Source organism: Streptomyces finlayi (genome assembly GCF_014216315.1).
GTDB lineage: Bacteria > Actinomycetota > Actinomycetes > Streptomycetales > Streptomycetaceae > Streptomyces > Streptomyces finlayi_A.
In genome coordinates this window covers 5034853-5056226 of record NZ_CP045702.1, presented here as the reverse complement: position 1 = coordinate 5056226, position 21374 = coordinate 5034853, and the positions used below count along the sequence as shown (strand labels likewise).

18 protein-coding genes, 1 tRNA gene and 1 pseudogene are annotated in these 21374 nt (G+C 72.1%); 14 read left to right on the top strand and 6 right to left on the bottom strand.

Annotated elements, in window-relative coordinates; translation table 11 throughout:
- Nucleotide 1: 1 nt before the first annotated feature.
- The 4 genes and pseudogenes from F0344_RS23285 to F0344_RS36870 all read left to right on the top strand — a co-directional run.
- Nucleotides 2-1012 (top strand): carbohydrate ABC transporter permease, encoded by a 1011-nt coding sequence (locus tag F0344_RS23285; protein WP_185300646.1) that lies wholly within the window; start codon nucleotides 2-4, stop codon nucleotides 1010-1012.
- Nucleotides 1013-1023: 11 nt separating this feature from the next.
- Nucleotides 1024-1932 carry a carbohydrate ABC transporter permease gene (locus tag F0344_RS23280; RefSeq protein WP_185300645.1) on the top strand — a complete coding sequence of 303 codons (909 nt, stop codon included), beginning with the start codon at nucleotides 1024-1026 and terminating at the stop codon, nucleotides 1930-1932.
- 84 nt (nucleotides 1933-2016) lie between these two features.
- Nucleotides 2017-3426: a GH1 family beta-glucosidase gene (locus F0344_RS23275; RefSeq protein ID WP_185300644.1), complete on the top strand. Its 1410-nt coding sequence runs from the start codon at nucleotides 2017-2019 to the stop codon at nucleotides 3424-3426.
- Nucleotides 3427-3524: 98 nt separating this feature from the next.
- Nucleotides 3525-3688 (top strand): annotated as a pseudogene (locus tag F0344_RS36870) (aspartate 4-decarboxylase); the annotation flags it as partial.
- A 233-nt stretch (nucleotides 3689-3921) separates the two neighbouring features.
- On the opposite strand, the gene F0344_RS23265 reads toward F0344_RS36870, so the two are convergent.
- Both F0344_RS23265 and F0344_RS23260 read right to left on the bottom strand, forming a co-directional pair.
- On the bottom strand, nucleotides 3922-4812 hold the full coding sequence (locus F0344_RS23265) for a spermidine synthase (protein ID WP_258050066.1): 891 nt from the start codon (nucleotides 4810-4812) through the stop codon (nucleotides 3922-3924).
- 82 nt (nucleotides 4813-4894) lie between these two features.
- Nucleotides 4895-5299, bottom strand: a complete 405-nt coding sequence (locus F0344_RS23260; protein ID WP_374940165.1) for a hypothetical protein — start codon at nucleotides 5297-5299, stop codon at nucleotides 4895-4897.
- Between the two features lie 291 nt (nucleotides 5300-5590).
- On the opposite strand from F0344_RS23260, the gene F0344_RS23255 reads away from it, so the two are divergent.
- Nucleotides 5591-7003 (top strand): tetratricopeptide repeat protein, encoded by a 1413-nt coding sequence (locus F0344_RS23255; protein WP_185300640.1) that lies wholly within the window; start codon nucleotides 5591-5593, stop codon nucleotides 7001-7003.
- Nucleotides 7004-7269: 266 nt separating this feature from the next.
- On the opposite strand, the gene F0344_RS23250 is transcribed toward F0344_RS23255, so the two are convergent.
- Entirely contained in the window at nucleotides 7270-7866 is a 597-nt protein-coding gene (locus F0344_RS23250) for a histidine phosphatase family protein (RefSeq protein WP_185300639.1), read from the bottom strand.
- Between the two features lie 367 nt (nucleotides 7867-8233).
- On the opposite strand from F0344_RS23250, the gene F0344_RS23245 reads away from it, so the two are divergent.
- The 7 genes from F0344_RS23245 (at nucleotide 8234) to F0344_RS23215 (ending at nucleotide 14544) form a co-directional block, all read left to right on the top strand.
- Nucleotides 8234-9166, top strand: coding sequence for a phosphatase PAP2 family protein (locus F0344_RS23245; RefSeq protein ID WP_185300638.1), 933 nt, complete (start codon nucleotides 8234-8236; stop codon nucleotides 9164-9166).
- Nucleotides 9075-10241 carry a hypothetical protein gene (locus F0344_RS23240; protein ID WP_185300637.1) on the top strand — a complete coding sequence of 389 codons (1167 nt, stop codon included), beginning with the start codon at nucleotides 9075-9077 and terminating at the stop codon, nucleotides 10239-10241. Before F0344_RS23245 ends, F0344_RS23240 begins: the two co-directional genes overlap by 92 nt.
- Complete coding sequence (locus F0344_RS23235; protein ID WP_185300636.1) at nucleotides 10232-11869, top strand: hypothetical protein; 1638 nt, start codon at nucleotides 10232-10234, stop codon at nucleotides 11867-11869. Before F0344_RS23240 ends, F0344_RS23235 begins: the two co-directional genes overlap by 10 nt.
- Nucleotides 11866-13209 carry an AAA domain-containing protein gene (locus tag F0344_RS23230; protein ID WP_185300635.1) on the top strand — a complete coding sequence of 448 codons (1344 nt, stop codon included), beginning with the start codon at nucleotides 11866-11868 and terminating at the stop codon, nucleotides 13207-13209. The genes F0344_RS23235 and F0344_RS23230 overlap by 4 nt, the downstream gene beginning before the upstream one ends.
- 102 nt (nucleotides 13210-13311) lie before the next feature.
- Nucleotides 13312-13653 carry a hypothetical protein gene (locus tag F0344_RS23225; RefSeq protein WP_185300634.1) on the top strand — a complete coding sequence of 114 codons (342 nt, stop codon included), beginning with the start codon at nucleotides 13312-13314 and terminating at the stop codon, nucleotides 13651-13653.
- A 137-nt stretch (nucleotides 13654-13790) separates the two neighbouring features.
- Nucleotides 13791-14480 carry a hypothetical protein gene (locus F0344_RS23220; protein WP_185300633.1) on the top strand — a complete coding sequence of 230 codons (690 nt, stop codon included), beginning with the start codon at nucleotides 13791-13793 and terminating at the stop codon, nucleotides 14478-14480.
- Nucleotides 14471-14544 (top strand) — tRNA-Lys (locus F0344_RS23215). Before F0344_RS23220 ends, F0344_RS23215 begins: the two co-directional genes overlap by 10 nt.
- Before the next feature lie 57 nt (nucleotides 14545-14601).
- Here F0344_RS23215 and F0344_RS23210 read toward each other — a convergent pair.
- Nucleotides 14602-15768 (bottom strand): M6 family metalloprotease domain-containing protein, encoded by a 1167-nt coding sequence (locus F0344_RS23210; RefSeq protein ID WP_374940164.1) that lies wholly within the window; start codon nucleotides 15766-15768, stop codon nucleotides 14602-14604.
- Between the two features lie 458 nt (nucleotides 15769-16226).
- On the opposite strand from F0344_RS23210, the gene F0344_RS23205 reads away from it, so the two are divergent.
- Nucleotides 16227-18077, top strand: a complete 1851-nt coding sequence (locus F0344_RS23205) for a putative bifunctional diguanylate cyclase/phosphodiesterase (RefSeq protein ID WP_185300631.1) — start codon at nucleotides 16227-16229, stop codon at nucleotides 18075-18077.
- Between the two features lie 43 nt (nucleotides 18078-18120).
- Here the strand turns inward: F0344_RS23205 and F0344_RS23200 are convergent, their stop codons facing one another.
- Together F0344_RS23200 and F0344_RS23195 are read right to left on the bottom strand one after the other, a co-directional pair.
- Entirely contained in the window at nucleotides 18121-19215 is a 1095-nt protein-coding gene (locus F0344_RS23200) for an LLM class flavin-dependent oxidoreductase (RefSeq protein ID WP_185300630.1), read from the bottom strand.
- Nucleotides 19216-19275: 60 nt separating this feature from the next.
- Nucleotides 19276-20040 (bottom strand): maleate cis-trans isomerase family protein, encoded by a 765-nt coding sequence (locus F0344_RS23195; RefSeq protein ID WP_185300629.1) that lies wholly within the window; start codon nucleotides 20038-20040, stop codon nucleotides 19276-19278.
- A 192-nt stretch (nucleotides 20041-20232) separates the two neighbouring features.
- Here F0344_RS23195 and F0344_RS23190 point away from each other — a divergent pair, with 192 nt between their 5' ends.
- Nucleotides 20233-21216, top strand: a complete 984-nt coding sequence (locus F0344_RS23190) for a D-2-hydroxyacid dehydrogenase (protein ID WP_185300628.1) — start codon at nucleotides 20233-20235, stop codon at nucleotides 21214-21216.
- Nucleotides 21217-21374: the final 158 nt, after the last annotated feature.

Here is a 21374-nt window from a genome sequence, read left to right as displayed (position 1 = left end):
GGTGAGCGGTACGACAAGTAAGTCCGGCACGGCCGCGCCCCTCTCCGAGGGGGGCGCGGCCCCGCGCCGCGTGGGCGGCGGCTCATCGGGTCCGGTGCGCAGCGAGCGGCGTAGACGGCTCTACCGGTGGGACCTGAAGTGGAGTCCGTACGCCTTCGTGGCTCCGTTCTTCGTCTTCTTCCTGGCCTTCGGCCTGTTCCCGCTGCTGTACACGGGGTGGGCGTCGCTCCACCAGGTGGAGCTGACCGCCCCGAACGACATGGAATGGATCGGCCTGCGCAACTTCTCCAGGCTGATGGAGGACGAGTTCTTCTGGAACGCGCTGCGCAACACCCTGACCATCGGGGTCCTTTCCACGGTTCCACAGCTGCTGATCGCCCTCGGCATCGCGCATCTGCTCAACTACAAGCTGCGCGGCTCGATGTTCTTCCGGGTCGCGATCCTCACGCCGTACGCGACGAGTGTGGCCGCGGCGACGCTCGTGTTCGTGATGCTCTTCGGCCGTGACATCGGGATGATCAACTGGGCGCTGGGTCAGGTCGGTTTCGGCCCGGTGGACTGGGAGAACGGCAAGTGGACCTCGCAGCTCGCCGTGTCGACGATCGTCGTCTGGCGGTGGACCGGCTACAACGCGCTGATCTACCTGGCGGCGATGCAGGCGATTCCGAACGATCTCTACGAGTCGGCGGCGCTGGACGGCGCCACCCGCTGGCAGCAGTTCGTCCATGTGACGATCCCGTCGCTGCGGCCGACGATCCTGTTCACCGTCGTGGTGTCGACGATCGGTGCGACCCAGCTCTTCGGTGAGCCGCTCCTCTTCAATCGGGGTGGCGGCGCCTCCGGCGGGGCCAACCACCAGTTCCAGACGCTCGGTCTCTATCTGTACGAGCAGGGCTGGGTCAATCTCCACCTCGGACGGGCCTCGGCCATCGCCTGGACGATGTTCCTGATCCTTCTGCTGATCGGCGCCGTCAACTGGCTGGTAGGCCGTCGTCTGCGCAAGAGCTCATGAGGGGCGACACGATGACAACCCTGACTCCGGCCGACCGGGTGGCGCCGCAGGCACCGCCGGCCCCACGGAAGGGGCGGCGCGGCAAGGCTCGCGCCGGCAAGCACCTGCACGGCGGCAAGTTCACCTACGCGGTACTCATCGTCTTCACGGTGATCTCGCTCTTCCCCCTCGTGTGGACGGCGATCGCGGCGTCCCGCGACAACCACCGGCTGGCGCAGAATCCGCCGCCGTTCTGGTTCGGCGGCAATCTCTTCAAGAACCTGGAGATCGCCTGGACCGACGCCAACATGGGCACGGCCCTGCTGAACACGGCGATCGTGGCCGGTTCCATCACCGTCGGCACGGTCGTCTTCTCCACCCTGGCGGGCTTCGCCTTCGCCAAGCTCCGCTTCCGCTTCAAGAACATCCTGCTGCTGCTGGTCATCGGCACGATGATGGTGCCGCCGCAGCTCAGCGTCGTACCGCTGTACATGATGGTCGCCAAGCTCCAGTGGACCGATCAGCTGCAGGCGGTCATCCTGCCGACTCTGGTGAGCGCCTTCGGGGTGTTCTTCATGCGGCAGTACCTGATCGGGGCGCTGCCCACCGAACTGATCGAGGCGGCCCGGGTCGACGGGGCCAGCAGTATGCGCATCGTGTGGCACGTGGTCTTCCCGGCCGCACGGCCGGCGATGGCGGTGCTCGGGATGCTCACGTTCGTCATGGCCTGGAACGACTTCTTCTGGCCGATCATCGCGCTGACCCAGAACGGCAGTCCCACCGTCCAGGTGGCGCTCACCGGGCTGGGCCGCGGGTACATCCCCGACCAGTCGGTGATCATGGCGGGCGCGCTGCTCGGCACGCTGCCGCTGCTGGCCGTCTTCGTGCTCTTCGGCAAGCAGATCGTCGGCGGCATCATGCAGGGCGCCGTCAAGGGCTGATCCCCCGCGCCCTCTTTCCCTCTCCCAGGACGCTCTCCTCTCCCAGGACGCCCAGGACACTCAGGACACTCACGGAGGCTCTTCATGTCCGCACACTTTCCGCCCGGTTTCCTCTGGGGCACCGCGACCTCCGCCCATCAGATCGAGGGCGCGGTACGGGAGGACGGCCGCACCCCCTCCATCTGGGACACCTTCAGCCACACACCGGGCAAGACGGAGGGCGGCGACCACGCCGACGTCGCCACCGACCACTACCACCGCCGCACGGAGGACGTGCAGCTCATCGCGGACCTCGGGGTGAACGCGTACCGCTTCTCGGTCTCGTGGTCCCGGGTCCAGCCCACCGGGCGGGGTCCCGCCGTCCAGCGGGGTCTGGACTTCTACCGGCTCCTGGTCGACGAGCTGCTGGAGCGGGGCGTGAGGCCGATGCTCACGCTCTACCACTGGGACCTCCCGCAGGAGCTGGAGAACGCCGGCGGCTGGACGTCGCGGGAGACCTCCGTGCGCTTCGCCGAGTACGCGGGCATCGTCGCGGAGGCGCTCGGCGACCGGGTGGAGCTGTGGACGACGCTGAACGAGCCCTGGTGCAGCGCCTTCCTCGGTTACGGCTCCGGGGTGCACGCTCCGGGCCGAACGGAGCCGGTCGCCGCGCTGCGTGCCGCCCATCACCTGAATCTGGCGCACGGTCTGGGCACGCAGGCGCTGCGGGCGGCGCTGCCCGCCCGCGCGCAGGTCTCGCTGAGCCTCAACCCGAGTGTGGTGCGGCCCCGGACCCGGTCCCCGCAGGACCTGGACGCCGCGCGCCGGATCGACGCGCTGGCGAACCGGGTCTTCTCGGACCCGGTACTCAAGGGCTCTTACCCGCAGGATCTGTTCGAGGACACCGCGCGGCTGACGGACTGGTCGTTCGTGGAGCCGGGCGACCTGGCGGCGATCAACCAGCCGCTGGACTCGCTGGGCATCAACTACTACACGCCCGCGGTCGTCTCGGACGGCAGTGACGCGGAGAGCCCCCGCAGCCACGCGCACGGGGCGAGCGAGTCCTCGCCGTGGCCCGGTTCGGAGCAGGTGGCCTTCCACCAGCCGCCCGGCGAGCAGACCGAGATGGGCTGGTCGATCGACCCGTCCGGGCTGCACGACCTGCTCATGCGGTACACCAAGGAGGCGCCCGGTATGCCTCTGATGATCACGGAGAACGGTGCGGCGTACCCCGACAAGCAGGGGGACGACGGTGTGGTGCAGGACGTGGAGCGCATCCGTTATCTGCACGGGCATCTGTCGGCGGTCCACCGGGCGATCGCGGACGGGGCCGATGTGCGCGGCTACTTCCTCTGGTCGCTGATGGACAACTTCGAGTGGGCGTACGGCTACGGCAAGCGCTTCGGCATCGTCCACGTCGACTACCCTTCCCAGACACGCACGCCCAAGGCCAGCGCCCACTGGTACGGCGAGCTGGCGAGGACAGGAATCCTTCCCAAGGCGCCGACCTGCTGAGGCCGCCACGGACCGGGGCACGGCGGAACGAGGGTGCCGCCGTGCCCCACTCCTGTTGATTTCGCCCCTATGTACCGATTGACCACTCCGAACTGGCACTCTTCGAGGGCCAGAAGTACAAGCACTTATCCGCGCGATCGTGCGGCGGCGCTTCGAACTTCTGCTGGAGGGCGTCCACATGAAGGTCTCCGAGGACCCGAAGCGGGCGGCGTACTACATCGAACTGGGCCTGCTCGCCGAGGCCGAACGGGTCCACGGGAAAGCCGTTCTCAGCCCGGCACCCGCGCGCTCCTCGGCGGCCTCGGCCGCGTCGGGCGAGGTGAAGAGCTACCGCACGGACGGCGGGCGGGTGGTGTTCGAGCTGGGCGGCAGCTCGGCGAAGCTGGTGTCGGCGACGCCGGCCCAGGGCTGGTCGATGCGGGTGTGGACGAACACCACCTCCGGCCATCCTCCGCTGGTGCAGATCGTCGATCCGTAAGGGCCTGGCCGCGCTTCCTAGCTGAACGTGGAGGGCGGCGGCGCCGGGGACGGCTTGGCGCCCTCGTCCGTGACGGCGGCGGCGCCGCCGGTGAAGTCCGCGAGCGCCCTGCCGCGTTCGACGCGGCCGGGGTGCGGGTCGGTCGCGACGCGGCGGGTGAGTTCCGCGACGGCGAGCGGCAGATCCGAGGCGAGCAGCACGGCGTTGCCGAAGCGCCGGCCGCGCCACACGGTCGGGTCGGCGGCGAGCGCCAGTTCGGGGAAGAGGGTCGCGGCGGTGGCGATCTGGCCGCGGAGATGGGTCAGCGGCGGCCCGTCGGCGAGGTTGGCGACGTACTGTCCGCCGGGCTTCAGCACGCGGCGCACCTCGGCGAGGAACTCCGTGGAGGTGAGGTGGGCGGGGGTACGGGCGCCGCTGAAGACGTCCGCGATGACGAGGTCGGCCCAGCCGTCCTGGATCCTGCCGAGTCCGGCGCGGGCGTCGGTGGAGCGGACGCGTATCCGGGCCTGCGGGTCCAGCGGCAGCTCCCGGCGCACCAGTTGGACGAGCGCGGCGTCGACCTCGACGATCTGCTGGGTGGAGCGGGGGCGGGTCGCGGCGACGTATCGGGCGAGCGTGAACGCCCCTCCGCCCAGGTGCACCACCTGAAGGGGCTGCTGTGGGGGCGCGGCGAGATCGATCATGTGACCGATCCGGCGCTGGTACTCGAAGGACAGGTACGAGGGGTCGTCCAGGTCCACGTGCGACTGCGGGGCGTCGTCCAGCAGCAGGGTCCAGCCGCGCGGCCGCTCGCGGTCGGGTACGAGCTCGGCGCGGCCGCCGTCCACCTCGGCGGCGAGGGGCTCCCGCTTGCGGTCGGACCGCTTCCGGGGGCTCGCGCCTCCTGCCGACGCTCCTCGACGTGCCACGCTCGCTCGCCCTGCCTCATACGTACCGGGCCGGCACTTCACCGGCGGCGCCGGGGAATCCGGCCGTCCGGCCATTATGGGCTCACCGGCAGTTGTCGGCCGCCTCGATCAGCCGGGCCGCCTGACCGAGGGCCTCCCGGAGCACGGCGGGATCGGTGACCGGTGCGTCGGCGGCGGGCGGCAGCAGCCAGCCGCTGCCGGAGACGGGGGGCTCGGCGGGGATACGGAGCCCGCGGCCGTTCGTCCGCGTACAGGCACTGCCCGGTACGTCCCAGGCGTCGGCGGTCCCGGGCGGCACCAGGAAACCGAGGGTGTGGCAGGCGCCGTCGTGGAGGACCGGGCCCATGGCCTCCTGATCGGCGCCGCGGCGCAGGATGTCCACGGCCTCCAGGCCCTGGCGGGCGGGGACCGTGACGAGATCGCACGGTTCGCCGACAGGTGCGGGCTGTGGGTGTACGGGTGCGGGTGCGGCGGGTGGTGCGGTCATGGGGTGCGCCGCGGTCGTCCGTGAGCCGGTCTCCGTGCCGAGGTGCGGCAAGGGAACCCCTCCTCTCATCGCCGAACGGAGCCAGACTCCGTCTCCACATGGACCAACGCGTCCACGGCGTCAAGGGCTACGGCACCACGCCGCCGCAAAGGATGGCATTTCATGGCGGATCGGGGGCGAGATATCCGGTTTGCACCTAAACGCTCCGTGTGTGGCTCGTCACAGCGGGTACGTTCTTGCTCCGCCGGGGCAACAGAACCAGCGCCCGGCCGCACCGGAGAGGGCCCAGCCATGGTGTCGACACGGCCAGTTCCCAACCTCGTCTTCCGCCGGCTGCGCGGTCAGCGCTCCGCCGGGGAGTTCGCGGCAGCGGTGCGCCGGGCCGCGCGGGAGATCGGTGAACAGGTCGCCTGCGACGCCCGGTACATCGGCCGCGTGGAGTCCGGGGAGATCCGCTGCCCCAACTACGCGTACGAACGGGTCTTCCTCCACATGTTTCCCGGGGCCGGGCTGGAGGACCTGGGCTTCTCGGCCCGCGAGGCCGTGCGCGGCCGGGGGGCGCGCATCTCGGACGCGGGCCCCGGCGCCGGCTCCCCCCCTTCCCCGCCCCCTACGGTCCACTGCCACACCGACGAGGAGAGCGACGTGCTGCGTCGCATGTTCATGACCAGCGGCACCGCCACGGTGGCCGCGTCCCTGGGCCTCGGCGGCGCGTCCGCCGCTGCCGCCCTGACCAGCCTTCCCGCGCAGCGCCGGGTGGGCGAAACCGAAGTGAACGCCGTCGAGCAGGCGGTACGGCAGATCCGGCTGCTGGACGACCGGCACGGGGCCGACGGCCTCTACCGGCGGGCGGCGCAGCCGCTCAGAGCCGCGTACGCCCTGCTCGACGCGGGTACGACCACGCGCCGCGCCACGGCGGACCGGCTACACACGGGTGCGGGCGAACTGGCCATCTCGGTGGGCTGGCTGGCCCATGACTCGGGCCGCTTCGAGGACGCCCGCTCCCATTACGCGGAGGCGCTGGCCACGGCGCGGGTGGCGGGGGACGCGGCACTGGAGGCCCACGCCTTCTGCAACGCGTCCTTCCTGGCCCGGGACACGGGACGGCCCCGCGAGGCGGTACGGGCGGCGGAGGCCGGCCAGCGGGCCGCCCGGTCGCTCGGCTCGGCCCGGCTGCTGGCCCTGCTGGCCCTGCGGGAGGCGGGGGGCAGGGCGGGGCTCGGTGACCGCACCGGGTGCGACCGGGCGGTCGGGCGGGCGTACGGGGCGTTCGAGCGGGGGGCGTCGGCGGCGGACCCCGAGTGGATGACGTTCTTCCAGGAGGCCGAACTGGAGATGCTCCAGGCCCAGTGCTGGTCGGCCCTGGGTGACTGGCCGCGCGCGGCGCGGCACGCGCGGCGGGCGACGCAGCTCCAGGACCCGTACTTCACGCGGAACCTGGCCCTGTACCGGGCGCAGCTGACCGGGGACCTGGCCCGGGGCGGGCTCGCGGACGAGGCGGCGACGGCGGGGCACGGGGTGCTCGACCTGCTGGACCGGGTCCAGTCGTCCCGCATCCGCACGATGCTGGCGGGTGCGGTGGGGGTGCTCGCACAGAACGCGACGCCGGCGGTCAGGGACCTGATGGCTCGCCACGGGGAGGCGCGCCGGGGGACAACGGGTGCGACGGCTTCGTCGTCCTCCCGAAGCGCCGGACGGGCTTGATCCGGCACTCCGGCACTCCGGCACTCCGGCGCTCCGGCAGCGGGTGCGGGTTCCCTCCCCGCACGCCGGACGGGCTCGCAACACACACCCCCGGCTCCCCGTCGACGGCGCGGCACCCCTCCATCTCCGGGCGCCTCCCGGCAGGTCCGGCCCCCTTCGGCCCGTCCGGCGCCCGAGGACGCGGCGCGGGACGGCCCGCAGCCAGGCACCCACCGCACCTGGGGTCTTTCGTTTGGATCAGGCCGGATCAGGGAGCGGGAAAGACCCTAGCGGTCCAGGTGACCCGTGTCGTTCCACCGCTCCAGCGCCGGCCGGCCGTACGCCCAGCCCAGTACCGACAGCGACGTCGGATCGAGACGGATACGGGCGCCGAACGACAGGTCCTCCCCCAGCCACCGGGCCGCCAGCGCCCGCAGAATGTGGCCGTGGGCGAAGACCAGGACGTCGTGGTCCGCCGACCTCGCCCAGTCCACGATCTCGTCCGCACGGCCGGACACCTGGGACGTCGTCTCGCCCTCCGGGACCCCGTCCCGCCAGATCAGCCAGTCCGGCCGGCCGGCCCGGATCTGTGCCGGCGTCAGCCCTTCGTACGCGCCGTAGTCCCACTCCATCAGCGCGTCCCACGGCTCCGCCCGCTCCCCGAACCCCGCGATCGCGCAGGTCTCGGCCGCCCGGACGAGCGGACTGGTCCTGACCTCGACACCGGGCAGCCCCGCCCACGGCGCCCGGTGCAGACGCTCGCCGAGCAGCTTGGCACCCTCCCTGCCGGTGTCCAGCAGCGGAATGTCCGTCCTGCCGGTGTGATTGCCCCGCACCGACCACTGGGTCTGGCCGTGCCGGGCGAGCAGGATGCGCGGTGCCATGGGGGCTCTCCCTGGAACTGAGATCTCACGATCTGATAGGTCCCGGACGGCGGTGTCCGAATACAGCGACATACAGCGACGAGGGGCGCAATCCGGTCCCTGGCCCCGGTCGGGGCGTGGCCGATTCCTCCCGCTCCATCATCTCCCACGTGCCCGGAAGGCAACCTCCGGGGCCGTATCGACGTCCCTCCCAGCGCGGTCCCGGCCCCGGTCACTGGCCACGGTCACTGGCCCCGGTCACGGAAACGGGGCCGGGACCGCGGCCGGAAGCGGGGCCGGAACCGGGACCCCCACGGAATCCCGGCCGACGTCCGCCGTACGGTTGAATGCTTTTCGACCGCAGCATGAACATGGGGAGAGCCACCGGATGCAGCACGCCACCGCCGCGCCAGCAGCCGGCCACCGCCCCCGCTGGTGGACGGAGCTGCCGCTCATCGCGGTGGTGTACGCGCTGTACTCGGCGGGACGCCTGCTGGTACGCGGCGACGTGTCGACCGCCGTCGACCACGGGCTCGCCATCCTGCGCCTGGAGCAGTCGCTCTTCCTGAACGCCGAGCACCCCCTGAACCGCCTGCTGACGGCGAACCCGATGCTCGGGATACCCGCCGACTTCGCGTACGCCTCGCTGCACTACCTCGTCACCCCGGCGATCCTCATCTGGCTGTTCCGCCGACGGAAGGACGCCTACCGGGCCGCTCGCACCTGGCTGATGACCTCCACGCTCCTCGGGCTGATCGGCTTCACGCTGATGCCGACCTGCCCGCCCCGGCTCCTCGACGCCCGGTACGGCTTCGTCGACACGATGGCCCAGTACAGCTCGTACGGCTGGTGGGGCGCGGAGGCGAGCGCCCCGCGCGGCCTCGGCGCAATGACCAACCAGTACGCGGCGATGCCGAGCCTGCACGTCGGCTGGTCGGTGTGGTGCGGTGTCCTGCTGTGGCGGCACGGCCGTCACCCCTTCGTACGCGGCCTCGCCATCGCCTATCCCCTGCTGACCACGTTCGTGGTGATGGGCACCGCGAACCACTACTTCCTCGACGCCGTCGCGGGTGTCGCCGTGATGACGGCCGGAGCCCTCCTGACGAAGCCGGTGATCCGCCTCGCCGACCGTGTGAAGGGCCGGCTCCTGGCGGGGCTCGCCGCCGTACGCACGGCCGTGAACACCGGTAAGGCCCCGGATGTCAGTGCCGGATGCGAGACTTCCGCGGGTGAGCGAATACCCGGCCAGCGGACCCCCTCCGCAGATTCCACCGACACCGGCGCCCCGGCCGGCGACGACGCTGCGGCAGCGGCTCGCTGAGCTGCGCGGCCCGTCCGTCGCCCCCCACCCGCTCGACGCACGCGCGCTGGCCGCCCTCGCCGCCAACCCCGGCTGCAAGCGGCGCGCCCTGCTCGACGCGGCGGGGGTGAACAAGGCCGTGCTCGCCACGGCGCTCGGCTCGCCCGCGGCGTTCGGCCAGTCGCAGTTCGCGTTCATGCGGGGCAACGCGTTCGAGGCGAAGGTGAAGGCCGACGGCGGTACGGAACTGCTCCGCCTGCTGTACGAGCGCCTCGGCGGCGGCTGCGAGGCAGCCCCGCAGGAGGCACAGGTGCCCGATCTGACGGCCGCAGGGCCCGAGGGCCGCGCGGCGAGGACGGCGCTGGCCCTGCGGGAGGCGACGGCGGCGGGCGGCTGGGCCCTGCTCGACCATCCGATGCTGGCCCTGGAGGTGGCGGGTTCGCCCGCCTACCTGGAGCCGGACGCCGTGGTGGTGCACCCCGACGGCACCTGGACGGTCGTCGAGATCAAGTCCTTCCCCATGATCGACGGTTCGGCCGACGCGGCGAAGGTCGGTGCCGCGGCCCGGCAGTCCGCCGTCTACGTCCTGGCGCTGGAGCGGATCGCCGAGAAGACCGGGGGCGCCAGGGTCGGGCACCGGGTGCTGCTGGTCTGCCCGAAGGACTTCTCCAACCTGCCGACCGCCTCGGTCGTCGACGTCCGCAAGCAGCGGGCCGTCACCCGCCGCCAGCTGACCAGACTGACGCGCATCGAGGACATCGCCGCCACCCTGCCCGAGGGCACCACCTTCGACCCGGGGTGCTCGCCGCAGGAGCTCGGCCAGGCCGTCGAGTCGGTCGGCGCGGCGTACGCGCCGGAGTGCCTGGCGGCGTGCGAGCTGGCCTTCCACTGCCGGGAGAAGTCCCGGGTCCAGGGGGCGGTGGAGTCGCTGGGGCGCAGTGTCAGGGGCGAACTCGGCGGGCTCACGACGGTCGGCGCGGTGCTGGCCGCCGCCGCGGGCAAGGAGGGCGACCCGGCGGACCCGACGGTGGCCGCACTGCGCCGCGCCGCGGCCCTGCGCGCGGAAGCCCTGGAGGGCCGGGCGGTATGTCACTGATCACCACACTCGCCCGGCTGGAGGCGGTGGAGAACGGGCGCGCGCAGCCCCTGGCCACCGTGCGCCACCGCCATCTCACCGGCCGCCCGCTCGTCCTGGTGCCGCTCACCACCGCCGGTGAGGCGGGTGCCCCGCTCGGGGCCCTGGTGGGTACGGACCGGGAGGCGCCCCGGCTGCTGGCCGTGGCCCAGCCGCGCGACCGCGATCTGCGGTTCGCGTTCCTCGCCGAGCTGGCCGAGGCGGTGCTGCCGCACATCGAGTCGTACGCCGACGTCGTGGAACCGGCCGAGCGCAACGAGACCGATCCCGAGACCGGCAAGAAGGTCAAGGTCGAGGTCGAACTGTGCACGGAAGCCGCCCAGTTGATCGTGCCGAGCCATGCGGGCATCGACTTCGTACGCCTCCTGGGGCGCTCGATGCGCTTCCGGCGGACCGCGGAGGACGACCCGGACACCCCGTATCCGGCGCCCGCGCGGGTGCCCCTGCTGGGCCGCTGGCTGACGCACTACGCGGAGCGGGCCCGGGTGCCGGGCTCGTCCCTGCTGCTCGCCACCACCGATCTGCTGAACCGGCACTGGGCGACGGGCCAGAGCAGCCTGGAGGACCAGCATCTCGGCGCTCTGCTGGCCTGGATCGCACCGCCGGACGGCGGCTCGGGCGCCGATGCCGCCCTGCGCGCGGAGCTGGAGCGGGACAAGGAGGGCCAGTTGCTCTGCCCGCCCGCCGGACCGGCCACGGACCCGGCGTTCGACAACCGGCTGCTGGCCCCCGCCGTCGAGGCGTACGACCGGGCGCGTACGGCACTGGCATCCGCGGAGGACGGACTCTCCGCCGACGAGCGCCTGGCCGAACTGACACGTGCCGAGCGGCAGATCAGATCACTGCTGGCGAAGGTCATGCTGCCCACCTGGGACGCCGTGTGGCGGGGGCTCGACCTGCTGGAGGGCATGCCCGAGGGAGCCAGGGCCGAGGACCGCTGGACGCGGGACCGCTGGTCGTTCACCGGACACCGGGACCGGGTGCGGGCCGGGGAGCCTCCGCAGCCGCGCCGGGACGACGCGGTGACGGCCGCGCGGAAGCTGGCCTCCCGGGAGGCGGCCCAGGCCCAGCTCGACGCGCAGGAGGCGCTGGACGACCCGCTGGTGCTCGCCGGGCGCCGACTGTCGGGCGAGGCGTTCGTCGGGGAGGTGACGGACGTGGAGATGGCGTACACCGAGTCGAAGCGCCCCTCGCCGCGCCCGCTGGTCACGGTCCGCACGGATGAACACCCGCACCTCGGGGAGCGGACGAAGGTGTACCGCTCGCTGGACGGCAAACCGCAGACCGCGGAGTTCGTGGAGCAGATGCCCGCAGCGGACGAAGACGGGGAGGACGCGGAGGGCGGGGAGGACGGCCTCCTGCTGGTGCTGCGGATCACTGACCGGATGGGGCGGAGCAAGGAACCCGCACCGGGTTCCGTCCCCGAGCCGGGCGACCGGATCGTCTGGACGCTGTTCGAGCACGATCCTCGCGGCGGCCCGAAGCTGCCGGAGCCCGAGGAGACCCCCTGGACCCACGGCGGCCCGCCCGGAGCCGCCGCCGAACGGGCCGAACAGCCCGACCCCGTGACCGCGGAGGACCTGCTGTGACCTCGGAGAAGGCCACGTTCGACCCGGGCGCCGAGGCGACGCGGGCAACCGACCGGATCCTCCACGACACCCTGCACGGCACTTCACGCGGCATCGTGGTGGACTCGCCGCCGGGCGCCGGGAAATCGACCCTTGTGGTGCGCGCCGCCCTCGAACTTGCCTCTGCGGGCCGCCCGTTGATGGTGATCGCACAGACGAACGCCCAGGTCGACGATCTGGTCGTCCGGCTGGCCGAGAAGGCGCCGGAGCTGCCGGTGGGCCGTCTGCACAGCAACGACTCCGACCCGTACGACACAGTGCTCGACGGCCTGGACAACGTACGGAAGTCGGCGAAGGCGGCGGATCTCGCCGGGCTCGACATCGTCATCTCGACGGCCGCCAAGTGGGCCCACGTGAAAAACGTGGAGCCGTGGGGGCACGCGATCGTCGACGAGGCGTACCAGATGCGTTCGGACGCGCTGCTGGCCGTCGCGGGCCTCTTCGAACGGGCGCTGTTCGTCGGTGACCCGGGCCAGCTGGACCCGTTCTCGATCGTCGGCGCCGACCAGTGGGCGGGGCTGTCGTACGACCCGTCGGCGAGCGCGGTCACCACGCTGCTCGCCCACAACCCGCAGCTGCCGCAGCACCGGCTGCCCGTGTCCTGGCGGCTGCCGGCCTCGGCGGCGCCGCTCGTCTCGGACGCGTTCTACCCGTTCACGCCGTTCCGCAGCGGTACGGAGCGCGGGGAACGGCGCCTGGCCTTCGGGGTGCCGTCCGACGGTTCGGCGCCGGACCGGGTGCTCGACGAGGCGGCGGAGTCCGGCTGGGGGCTGCTGGAGCTTCCGGCCAGGCACACCCCGCGTACGGACCCGGAGGCGGTGCGGGCGGTGGCCCTGACCGTCCGTCGGCTGCTGGACCGGGGCGGGGCGGCGACGAGCGAGCGCTCACCGGATCCGGCCCCGGTGACGGCGGACCGGGTCGCGGTCGGCACGGCCCACCGCGACCAGGCGGCGGCGGTCAGGGCCGCACTGGCCGAACTGGGGGTCTCGGGCGTGGCCGTGGACACGGCGAACCGGCTGCAGGGCCGGGAGTTCGATGTGACGGTGGTCCTGCACCCGCTGTCGGGACGCCCGGACGCCACGGCCTTCCACCTGGAGACGGGCCGTCTCTGCGTCCTGGCCTCGCGCCATCGCCATGCCTGCATCGTGGTGTGCCGGGAGGGTGTCGAGGACCTGCTGGACGAGCACCCGTCGACCGAGCCTGTCCAGCTGGGCGTCACGGTCAAATTCCCGGACGGATGGGACGCGAATCACTCGGTGCTGGCACATCTCGCGGAACACCGGGTGCGCTGGCGGCCTTGACACGGCCTCGTCCTAACGAGAGGCCCTGGACCCGTCCCAGCCCTCTTGCGCCGGGTTGGACAATGGAGGGTGGCCACCTGGCCCGCCCGAAGGAGGAGCACCATGGCACAACCCGAGCGGAACGAGCGGCAGCGGATGCGTCCCGCTCCGCTGCTCTTCGAGCCGTCGGAGGCGGCAGCCGACCCCGAGCACTTCTTCGACCTCGACGCGATGGAGGACCCGAAGGAGCTGCTGGCGCGTGCCACGGAGCTCACGCACGCCTTCCGCGCGGCGGCCGACCGGGCCGTCGAGTTCCAGGCGGTGGCCGCCGCCCAGCTCGCCGATCCGCGCCGCTTCGACCGGCTCACGGCGGCGGATGTCGCGGAGCGCGCCGAGTGGACCGAGGACTACGCCAAGAAGATGATCGAGTTCGGCCGGTCGCTGCTCAGGAACGCGGGACCCTGACGGGCGCGGGGACCGCCCGGGTCACCGGGTACCGCAGCTGGCATATGCCCGGGCAAGATACTCCTGCGCCCCCCGTTCTGTCCCCGTTTCCGGCAACTCCCCGAATCGGCACCGTCACTCCTTGTAGACCTGTCCGCATGAGCGCATGGACGAAAGACGAATCGCCCCTCCCCGCCGCCGCAGGGGCCTCCCACCGCAACGTCGACATCTTCGCTCTGCTGCGGGACCAGCCGCGGCACCCGGCCGCCCAGGTGACCGCCGCGGGGGCCTCCTGGCTCGCCGGCGCCTCGGCGTATCCGCGCAGCACGCTCTCCCAGTGGCAGGCGCGTCCGGGTGCCCCCGGCGTCCTGCCGTGCGGGTCCGTCTTCGACGTGGTGAACGTGCCCGCGCTGTTCGGGCGGCGGATGCTGGAGCAGCTCTGGTCCAAGGGGCCGGGCTCCGGCCCGGTCGCCACGCACCGGGGCCGGACGCTGCTGTTCGCCGCCCCCGGTACGGCCCAGCGGCTGCCGTCGCTGCTCGACTGGGAGGAGTGGGGCACCGCGGGTCCCGGGCAGCCGGGAGCGCACCGGGGTTCCGTGCCGCCGCTGCTCTGCCACGGCGCGGGTGACGCGGTGACCGTGCCTCCCCTGGCCGGTGGTTCCGAGGGCACAGGACCCCGCTGGGTGGTGGCCCCCGACACCCCTGGCCCGTGGCTCCCCGGCCCCGACGTACTGCTGTGGGCGTGCGTACGGGTGGGCAGGTCACAGCCCTCCCCGGCCTCCGGGGATTCGATTTTTCCTCCTGCCGATCCGGGTGCTAATGTCTACGACGTCACCAGGCGCCGTTAGCTCAGTTGGTTAGAGCAGCTGACTCTTAATCAGCGGGTCCGGGGTTCGAGTCCCTGACGGCGCACAGACGAAGAAGGCCCCTCGCGAGAGCGAGGGGCCTTCTTCGTCTGTGCGCGAAGCCCTACGTACCCGTGGTGATCCGGACCGTCCAGGAGCCGGAAGGGGTCCGGCCCGCGACCTCGATCCTGGTGCGCTCGCCGGGCACGGTGTACGTCTCCCCCTCGCTCAGCGGCGCGTCGGCGAGCGGCGGGTAGACCGACCGGTCCCAGCAGGCGTCGGTGCCGGGATGGGTGTCCAGGACCTCGACGGGGCCGCCGCCCGACGGGGCCCCGTTGCGGATCCGGTAGATCAGGACGCCTTCGGTGCAGGTCGCCCCGTCGTTTCCGGTGGCGCTGCGGGCCTCGATGGCCAGGGCGCCGTTCTCGCCGGTCCTGATCACCGCGAGCCGTGTCCCGATGGTCCCACCGGGCGCGGGCGTGGCCGCGATGGGTTCCAGCGTGAGGTCGGCGCTGCCCTGCACGCATCTGACCTGGAGGTCGTCGAGCCAGCCGAGCTTCCACTTGTGCCAGCCGAACAGTTCGGGCGCGAGCCCGAACTGGCTGCCCATGACGTCCCAGTCACCGACGTAGGTGTCCCAGTCGCCCTTGCCGTCCGTGGGCCGGTGGTAGAGGTCCGCCAGGTCGAAGACGTGGCCGGTCTCGTGGGCGAGGACGTTCCGGTCGGGCGGGTGCTGTTCGAAGACGGTGACGACGCGCCTGATGTCCGTGCCGTCGGCCCGCAGCGGACGGTCGAAGTTGACGACCTTGGTGGCGTCGGAGTCGACACCGGGCGCGTCCGGGTCGGCGACCAGATAGACGATGTCGTACGCCGAGAAATCGACCGCGCCGTCGGCCGCGTCGATCGCGTCGCGCAGGTACGCGCTGCGCCGCCCCGAGTCCCAGTCCCGTTCTATCCCGTACCAGCTGGAGGGACGCGGCATCTCGGTCCACTGCTTCCGGGCGTGCGGGCGCAGGGTGAACTTCCCGTACGAGGCGCGCTCGAAGAAGCGGGTGGTGGAGGGGAAGTAGTCGGCGGTCAGCACGGCGGGGGTGACCGTGGGCCGGGAGTCCGGGAACGACAGGAAGATCATGACCGCGTCGAGCCCGCGGTCGGGGCGGGGGTAGGCGCCGTTCCAGGTGTCGAGGCCGAGCGAGTGGTGGGCTCCGGTCCTGGGCAGGGCGCACGGCCCCGCGTCGCCCGTGGCGGCCACTACGGGGCCTGCGACGAGGGAGGTGGCGGCGAGTGCCATGAGCGAGGTCAGAGCGGCGGCCAGGCCACGCAGACTCGGTCTCTCCACTCCCTCGGGTCTGCGCAGTCGCTGCACATCTACCTCCGGATGGGAAACACGGGATACCCCACCCACCCTGTGCCGGTCCGATGCCGTACGTCCTGTTGAGCTGCCCCACTCGGGTCAGGCGACCCATGACCGCGACCGGTTCACAGACAGTCACAATCGATCAATCCGACGAGGCCTCGAAACAGAACTGCACGGAAACGATCACTAGTGGGCAAACTGGATGGAAGGCAGAAGCAGGGGCCAGGCGGGTACGGACCGGCGGCGACGGCCGGCACGCTGGAACGGCCGACTCGCCACCCTCTATGCTTCACCACGCTTCCCCCCGTGGATACGGTCCCTGACAGAGGGACTCCACACGGTGGCCTGTCCCACACCTGTTCGCACGACGATCTGCACAGCGGGAGCAAGCGGTGAGCGGAACCTCCGAAGGGCCGGAGCCCCCGGCAGGCAGACCCCTCGGCACCGCGCGAGCCCCCGTCACGGAGCGTCATACGGCTGGAGCCGGACCGACCGAGCCGCACGACTACCGGGCCGCCTTCCAGGTCTCCGTCCTCGCCATGGCAGTCCTGGACCACGAGGGCCTCGTCGTCAGCGCGAACGACGCCCTCGCGGGGCTGCTCGGCACCGATTCCGGCACCCTGGCGACACAGCCGGCCGCCGGTCTCGTCGATCTCGCGTCCGACGACCGCACCTGGCACGCGTACCACGAGGTGCTGCACGGCCGGCGCTCCCGCTTCCGGTGCACCCGCAGGCTGAAGCACCCCGACGGACGCTCCCTGTGGGCGGAGATCACCGTCGTCCCGATGGACAGCTCGTCCACCGCCACCGGCGGCGTACTCCTGTCGGTCGCGGACATCAGCGACCGGCGCGAACTCCAGAAGCGGCTGCGCCATCTCCAGATGCACGACCCGGTGACCAGGCTGCCCAACCGGACCCTGTTCTTCGAACGGCTCTCGGCCGCCCTGGACACACCGCCGTACCAGGACGACTCACTGCCCCCGCACGGCAGGATCGGACTCTGCTACCTGGACCTGGACGGCTTCAAGGCGGTCAACGACACCATGGGGCACCGCATGGGCGACCGGCTCCTGGCCGCGGTCGCCGGCCGGCTCACCGACTGCGCCGAACGCGACGGCGCCGCCCGCAGCGGCAGCCATCTCGTGGCACGGCTCGGCGGGGACGAATTCGCCATCCTGGTCGAGGAGTCCACCGGCACCGCCCAGCTCACCGCCCTCGCGAACGCGGTGCTCGTCGCCCTCCAGCAGCCTTTCGACCTCGCCGGACAGCGGCTCTCCGTCTCCGCTTCGATCGGCGTCGTCGAACGCGCTTCGGCGGGCACCTCGCCCACCGGTCTGATGCAGGCCGCCGACACCACGCTGTACTGGGCGAAGGAGGACGGCAAGGCCCGCTGGACCCTCTTCGACCCCGAGCGCAACGCCCACCGGATGACCCGGCAGGCGCTCTCCTCCACCCTCCGGCCCGCCGTCGAGCGCGGCGAGTTCACCCTGGAGTACCAGCCGCTGGTCTGCATGGCCGACGGGACCGTACGCGGCGTGGAGGCGCTGGTGCGGTGGAATCACCCGCAGTTCGGTCTGCTGGCGCCGAATCGGTTCGTCTCGATCGCCGAGGAGGACGGCACGATCGTCCAGCTCGGCCGGTGGGTGCTGCGCACCGCGTGCCATCAGGCCCGGCGCTGGCAGCTCGACCATCCGGACGAGCCACCGCTGTTCATCAGCGTCAACGTGGCCGTGCGGCAGGTCTGGGACTCCGACCTGGTCGCCGATGTGGCGGAGATCCTCGCCGAGACCGGGCTCGATGCCGGGCTGCTGCAACTGGAGCTCACCGAGTCCGCCGTGATGGGCTCCGCGGGCCGTCCGCTGCGGGCACTCCAGGCGCTCAGCGACATGGGCGTACGGATCGCCATCGACGACTTCGGCACGGGCTACTCCAACCTCGCGTATCTGAGCCGGCTGCCCGTCTCCGTACTGAAGCTGGACGGCTCGTTCGTACACGGATTCCGCTACGACGACGGCGCCCATCCCAGCCCCGCCGACGAGACGATCGTCGAGGCGATGGTGCAACTGGCGCACCGGCTGGGCCTCACCGTCACCGCGGAGTGCGTGGAGACGGCGGGCCAGGCCGAACGGCTGCGCAGGATCGGCTGCGACACGGGGCAGGGGTGGCTGTACTCGCGTGCGGTGGCGCCCGAACACATCGACGCGCTGATCGGCGCGAAGGCGTCACGGGCCGGACGGGTCTGAACGTCCCGACCCGTCCGGCGCGTGGGAGCGCGAGGGCCGGGCGTCAGGAAGGCAGGCCGTACGCGTCCGCGATCAGCTCGTAGCTGCGCAGCCTCGCGTCCCCGCCGTGGGCGTTCGCCGTGATCATGAGTTCGTCAGCGCCCGTCAGCTCGGCCAGGTCGTCGAGGCCGGTACGGACCTCGTCCGCGGTCCCGTGGATGACGTTGGAGAGCCAGCCGTCGACGAACTCCCGCTCCATGGGGCTGAAGGCGTACGCTGCCGCGTCCTCCGGGCTCGGGATCAGCCCCGGGCGTCCGGTGCGCAGGCGGACCATCGACAGGGCGCCGGTCAGCACCTGGCGGCGGGCCTCGCGCTCCTCGTCGGCGGCGAGGGCGGAGACGCCGATCGCGGCGTAGGGGGCGTCCAGTACGGCGGACGGTCTGAACGACTCCCGGTAGAGGTCGAGCGCCGGAACGGTGTTCTGCGCCGAGAAGTGGTGCGCGAAGGCGAACGGCAGTCCGAGGACACCGGCCAGCCGGGCGCTGAAACCGGAGGAGCCGAGCAGCCAGACCGGCGGGCGGGCCGCGGACTGCACGCCGCCGGGCGCGGTCGCCTGCACGGGTCCGGGCACGGCGTGGATCCTGGCGTAGGGGTGCCCGTCCGGGAAGTCGTCGTCCAGGAACCGGACCAGCTCGGCCAGCTGCTCCGCAAACTCGTCGGCGCCCTCGTTCAGCCGCTCCGTACGGCGCAGGGCCGCGGCGGTCGCGCCGTCGGTGCCGGGCGCGCGGCCCAGTCCCAGATCGATGCGCCCGGGGGCCATGGCTTCCAGCGTGCCGAACTGCTCGGCGATCACGAGCGGCGCGTGGTTGGGCAGCATCACTCCGCCGGAACCGAGCCGGATGCGCTCGGTGTGCGCGGCGAGGTGGGCGAGGATCACGGCCGGGGACGAGGAGGCGACGCCCGGCATGGAGTGGTGCTCGGCGACCCAGAAGCGGTGGAACCCGCGGCGCTCGGTGAGCTTGGCGATGTCGACGCTGGTGCGCAGCGCCTGCGTCGCGGTGCGGCCCTGTCCCACGGTCACCAGATCGAGCACGGACAGCGGCACGGAGGCCGTTCCGGCCGCGGTGCCGCGAATCTGGTCGCCTCGGTTGTCGTCCACGTTTCGGCCTCTCCCGGTGATGCGTACGTAACGGAAGAAGCAACAGGAGGATGGCTCCGCTTATTCCCGGACCACGATGCCCCGGGTCTCGGTGATGCCCGGGGGCGGTGCGTGGACCGCGAAGAGGGCCCCCATCGCCGGTTCCCAGACCCGGCGGTCCACCAGCCGCAGGCCCTCCCAGACCGTCACCTGGTTCGCGGTGAGGACCGGCTTGCCGAGGAGTTCCTCCAGCTCGGTGATGTACGCCGCCGTGTGCAGGGCCGTGTGCGGCAGGAGCACCGCCTCGGCGTCCGGATGGTCCCCGGCGACGGCCAGCTCCTTCACCAGCCGCGCGTCCCACGCGCCCACCTCGGCGGCGGTGATGATCCCGCTGCCCCGGGTCGCGACCACCTCGACGCCCGAGGCCTCCAGGAAGCGGGCGAAGAGCGCGGCGATACCGTCCGGGTAGGTCGCGGCGACAGCCACCCGGGTCACCCCGATCTCCCGTACCGCGTGCGCGAAGGCGAAGGAGGTACTGGACGCCGGCAGCCCGGCCGCCCTGGCCAGGGTCGCGACCTGCTCGTGCGCACCCTCCCAGCCGTATGCGAAGCTCCCGCCGGTACAGGCCCAGACGAGTGCTTCGGCACCGGCCAGGCGCAGGTCCTCGGCACCCGCCGCGAGCCGCTCGGCGGAACCCAGCTCACGCATGGCCTCGACGTGGTGGACGTCCTCGCCGACGGCGGTGTGGAAGAGCGGCAGTCTGATGTCGCTGTCCAGCATGATCTCGATCCGCGGGTAGTCGTCCTCCGCGGAGTGGCCGGGGTAGAGAAGTCCGATGGTCGTCATGTCCAGCCTTCCTGTACGTCCGGAGCGCCGGGCGAGGCGAGCGGGCCGGCCTCCCGCCGGGCGCGTGACCCAGTCACCGGTGCCCTCGCCACTCACAAGTATTCCCCTGATGGGGGCATCGCGGCGGTCGCACGGAGGGTGACCGGGTGGCTCCGTTGACGGGGCGGGCTTCCGGTGCGAGCGTGGTGAGTGATGTCAGAGCCCGTGCTCCTCGTCCTGGACACCGACCCGTCACCGCGCCTCGGCCGGCTGACCGGGCGGGTGCGCGTCCGGTACACCGACGACCGGGGGCTGGCCGGGCACCTTCCCTCCGCGGACGCCCTGCTGGTGTGGGACTTCACCTCGGACGCGGTGCGCGGGGCCTGGCCGGGCGACGGCCCCCGCCCGCGCTGGGTGCACACCGCGAGCGCGGGGGTGGACCGGCTGCTCTGCCCCGCGCTGGCCGCGTCCGACACGGTCGTGACCAACGCGCGGGGCATCTTCGAACTGCCCGTCGCGGAGTACGTCGCGGGCCTGGTCCTCGCCTTCGCCAAGGACCTGCCGGGGACGCTGGAGCTCCAGCGGCTGCACCACTGGCGCCACCGCGAGGTCCGACAGCTCTCCGGCACCCGTGCCGTCGTCGTCGGGGCGGGCCCCATCGGCCGGGAGATCACCCGGCTGCTGCACGGCCTCGGCGTACGGGTGGCCCTGGTGGCACGGAGGGCCCGGCGCACCATCCACGGCATCGAGGACCTCGACCGGCTGGCGGCCCGCGCGGACTGGGTGATCTGCGCGGCGCCGCTGACGGAATCGACGTACGGAATGTTCGACGCCCGGTTCTTCGGTCTGCTCCAGCCCTCGGCCGTGTTCGTCAACGTGGGACGCGGCCCCATGGTCGTCGAGACCGATCTGGCGGACGCCCTGCGCAAGCGGTGGATCGCGGGCGCCGCACTCGATGTCTTCCAGGAGGAGCCGCTCGGGCCGGACAGCCCCCTGTGGGACGTCCGGGGCCTCGTCGTCTCGCCGCACATGAGCGGCGACACGGCGGGCTGGCGCGACCGGCTGGGCGAGCAGTTCGTGGACATGTACGAACGGTGGGCGGCCGGTGAGCCGCTTGTGAACGTGGTCGACAAGGAGCTGGGATACGTCCCCTCCGCCGACGGCGGCGACCGCCCGCCCGCACCCCGCGGCTCCTGACTGCCCGCCATATCCCGCGCGCCGTAAGCACATACGCCCCGCACACCCCCCGCACACGCCTCGTCGCACTCCGCCCGCGTCAGGGCACGGAACGGTCACTTTCCGGCCACTTTTGGGTTACATGGCGTCCAGTCCTGCAAAGACGTACGGGATCGGGC

What these genes read in the sequence shown, in the direction of transcription:
- F0344_RS23260 (WP_374940165.1), bottom strand. Translation starts at nt 5,299, where the DNA reads ATGACCGCACCACCCGCCGCACCCGCACCCGTACACCCACAGCCCGCA.
- F0344_RS23235 (WP_185300636.1), top strand. Translation starts at nt 10,232, where the DNA reads ATGTCACTGATCACCACACTCGCCCGGCTGGAGGCGGTGGAGAACGGG.
- F0344_RS23280 (WP_185300645.1), top strand. Translation starts at nt 1,024, where the DNA reads ATGACAACCCTGACTCCGGCCGACCGGGTGGCGCCGCAGGCACCGCCG.
- F0344_RS23275 (WP_185300644.1), top strand. Translation starts at nt 2,017, where the DNA reads ATGTCCGCACACTTTCCGCCCGGTTTCCTCTGGGGCACCGCGACCTCC.
- F0344_RS23195 (WP_185300629.1), bottom strand. Translation starts at nt 20,040, where the DNA reads ATGACGACCATCGGACTTCTCTACCCCGGCCACTCCGCGGAGGACGAC.
- F0344_RS23210 (WP_374940164.1), bottom strand. Translation starts at nt 15,768, where the DNA reads ATGGCACTCGCCGCCACCTCCCTCGTCGCAGGCCCCGTAGTGGCCGCC.
- F0344_RS23190 (WP_185300628.1), top strand. Translation starts at nt 20,233, where the DNA reads ATGTCAGAGCCCGTGCTCCTCGTCCTGGACACCGACCCGTCACCGCGC.
- F0344_RS23255 (WP_185300640.1), top strand. Translation starts at nt 5,591, where the DNA reads ATGGTGTCGACACGGCCAGTTCCCAACCTCGTCTTCCGCCGGCTGCGC.
- F0344_RS23245 (WP_185300638.1), top strand. Translation starts at nt 8,234, where the DNA reads ATGCAGCACGCCACCGCCGCGCCAGCAGCCGGCCACCGCCCCCGCTGG.
- F0344_RS23225 (WP_185300634.1), top strand. Translation starts at nt 13,312, where the DNA reads ATGGCACAACCCGAGCGGAACGAGCGGCAGCGGATGCGTCCCGCTCCG.
- F0344_RS23220 (WP_185300633.1), top strand. Translation starts at nt 13,791, where the DNA reads ATGAGCGCATGGACGAAAGACGAATCGCCCCTCCCCGCCGCCGCAGGG.
- F0344_RS23250 (WP_185300639.1), bottom strand. Translation starts at nt 7,866, where the DNA reads ATGGCACCGCGCATCCTGCTCGCCCGGCACGGCCAGACCCAGTGGTCG.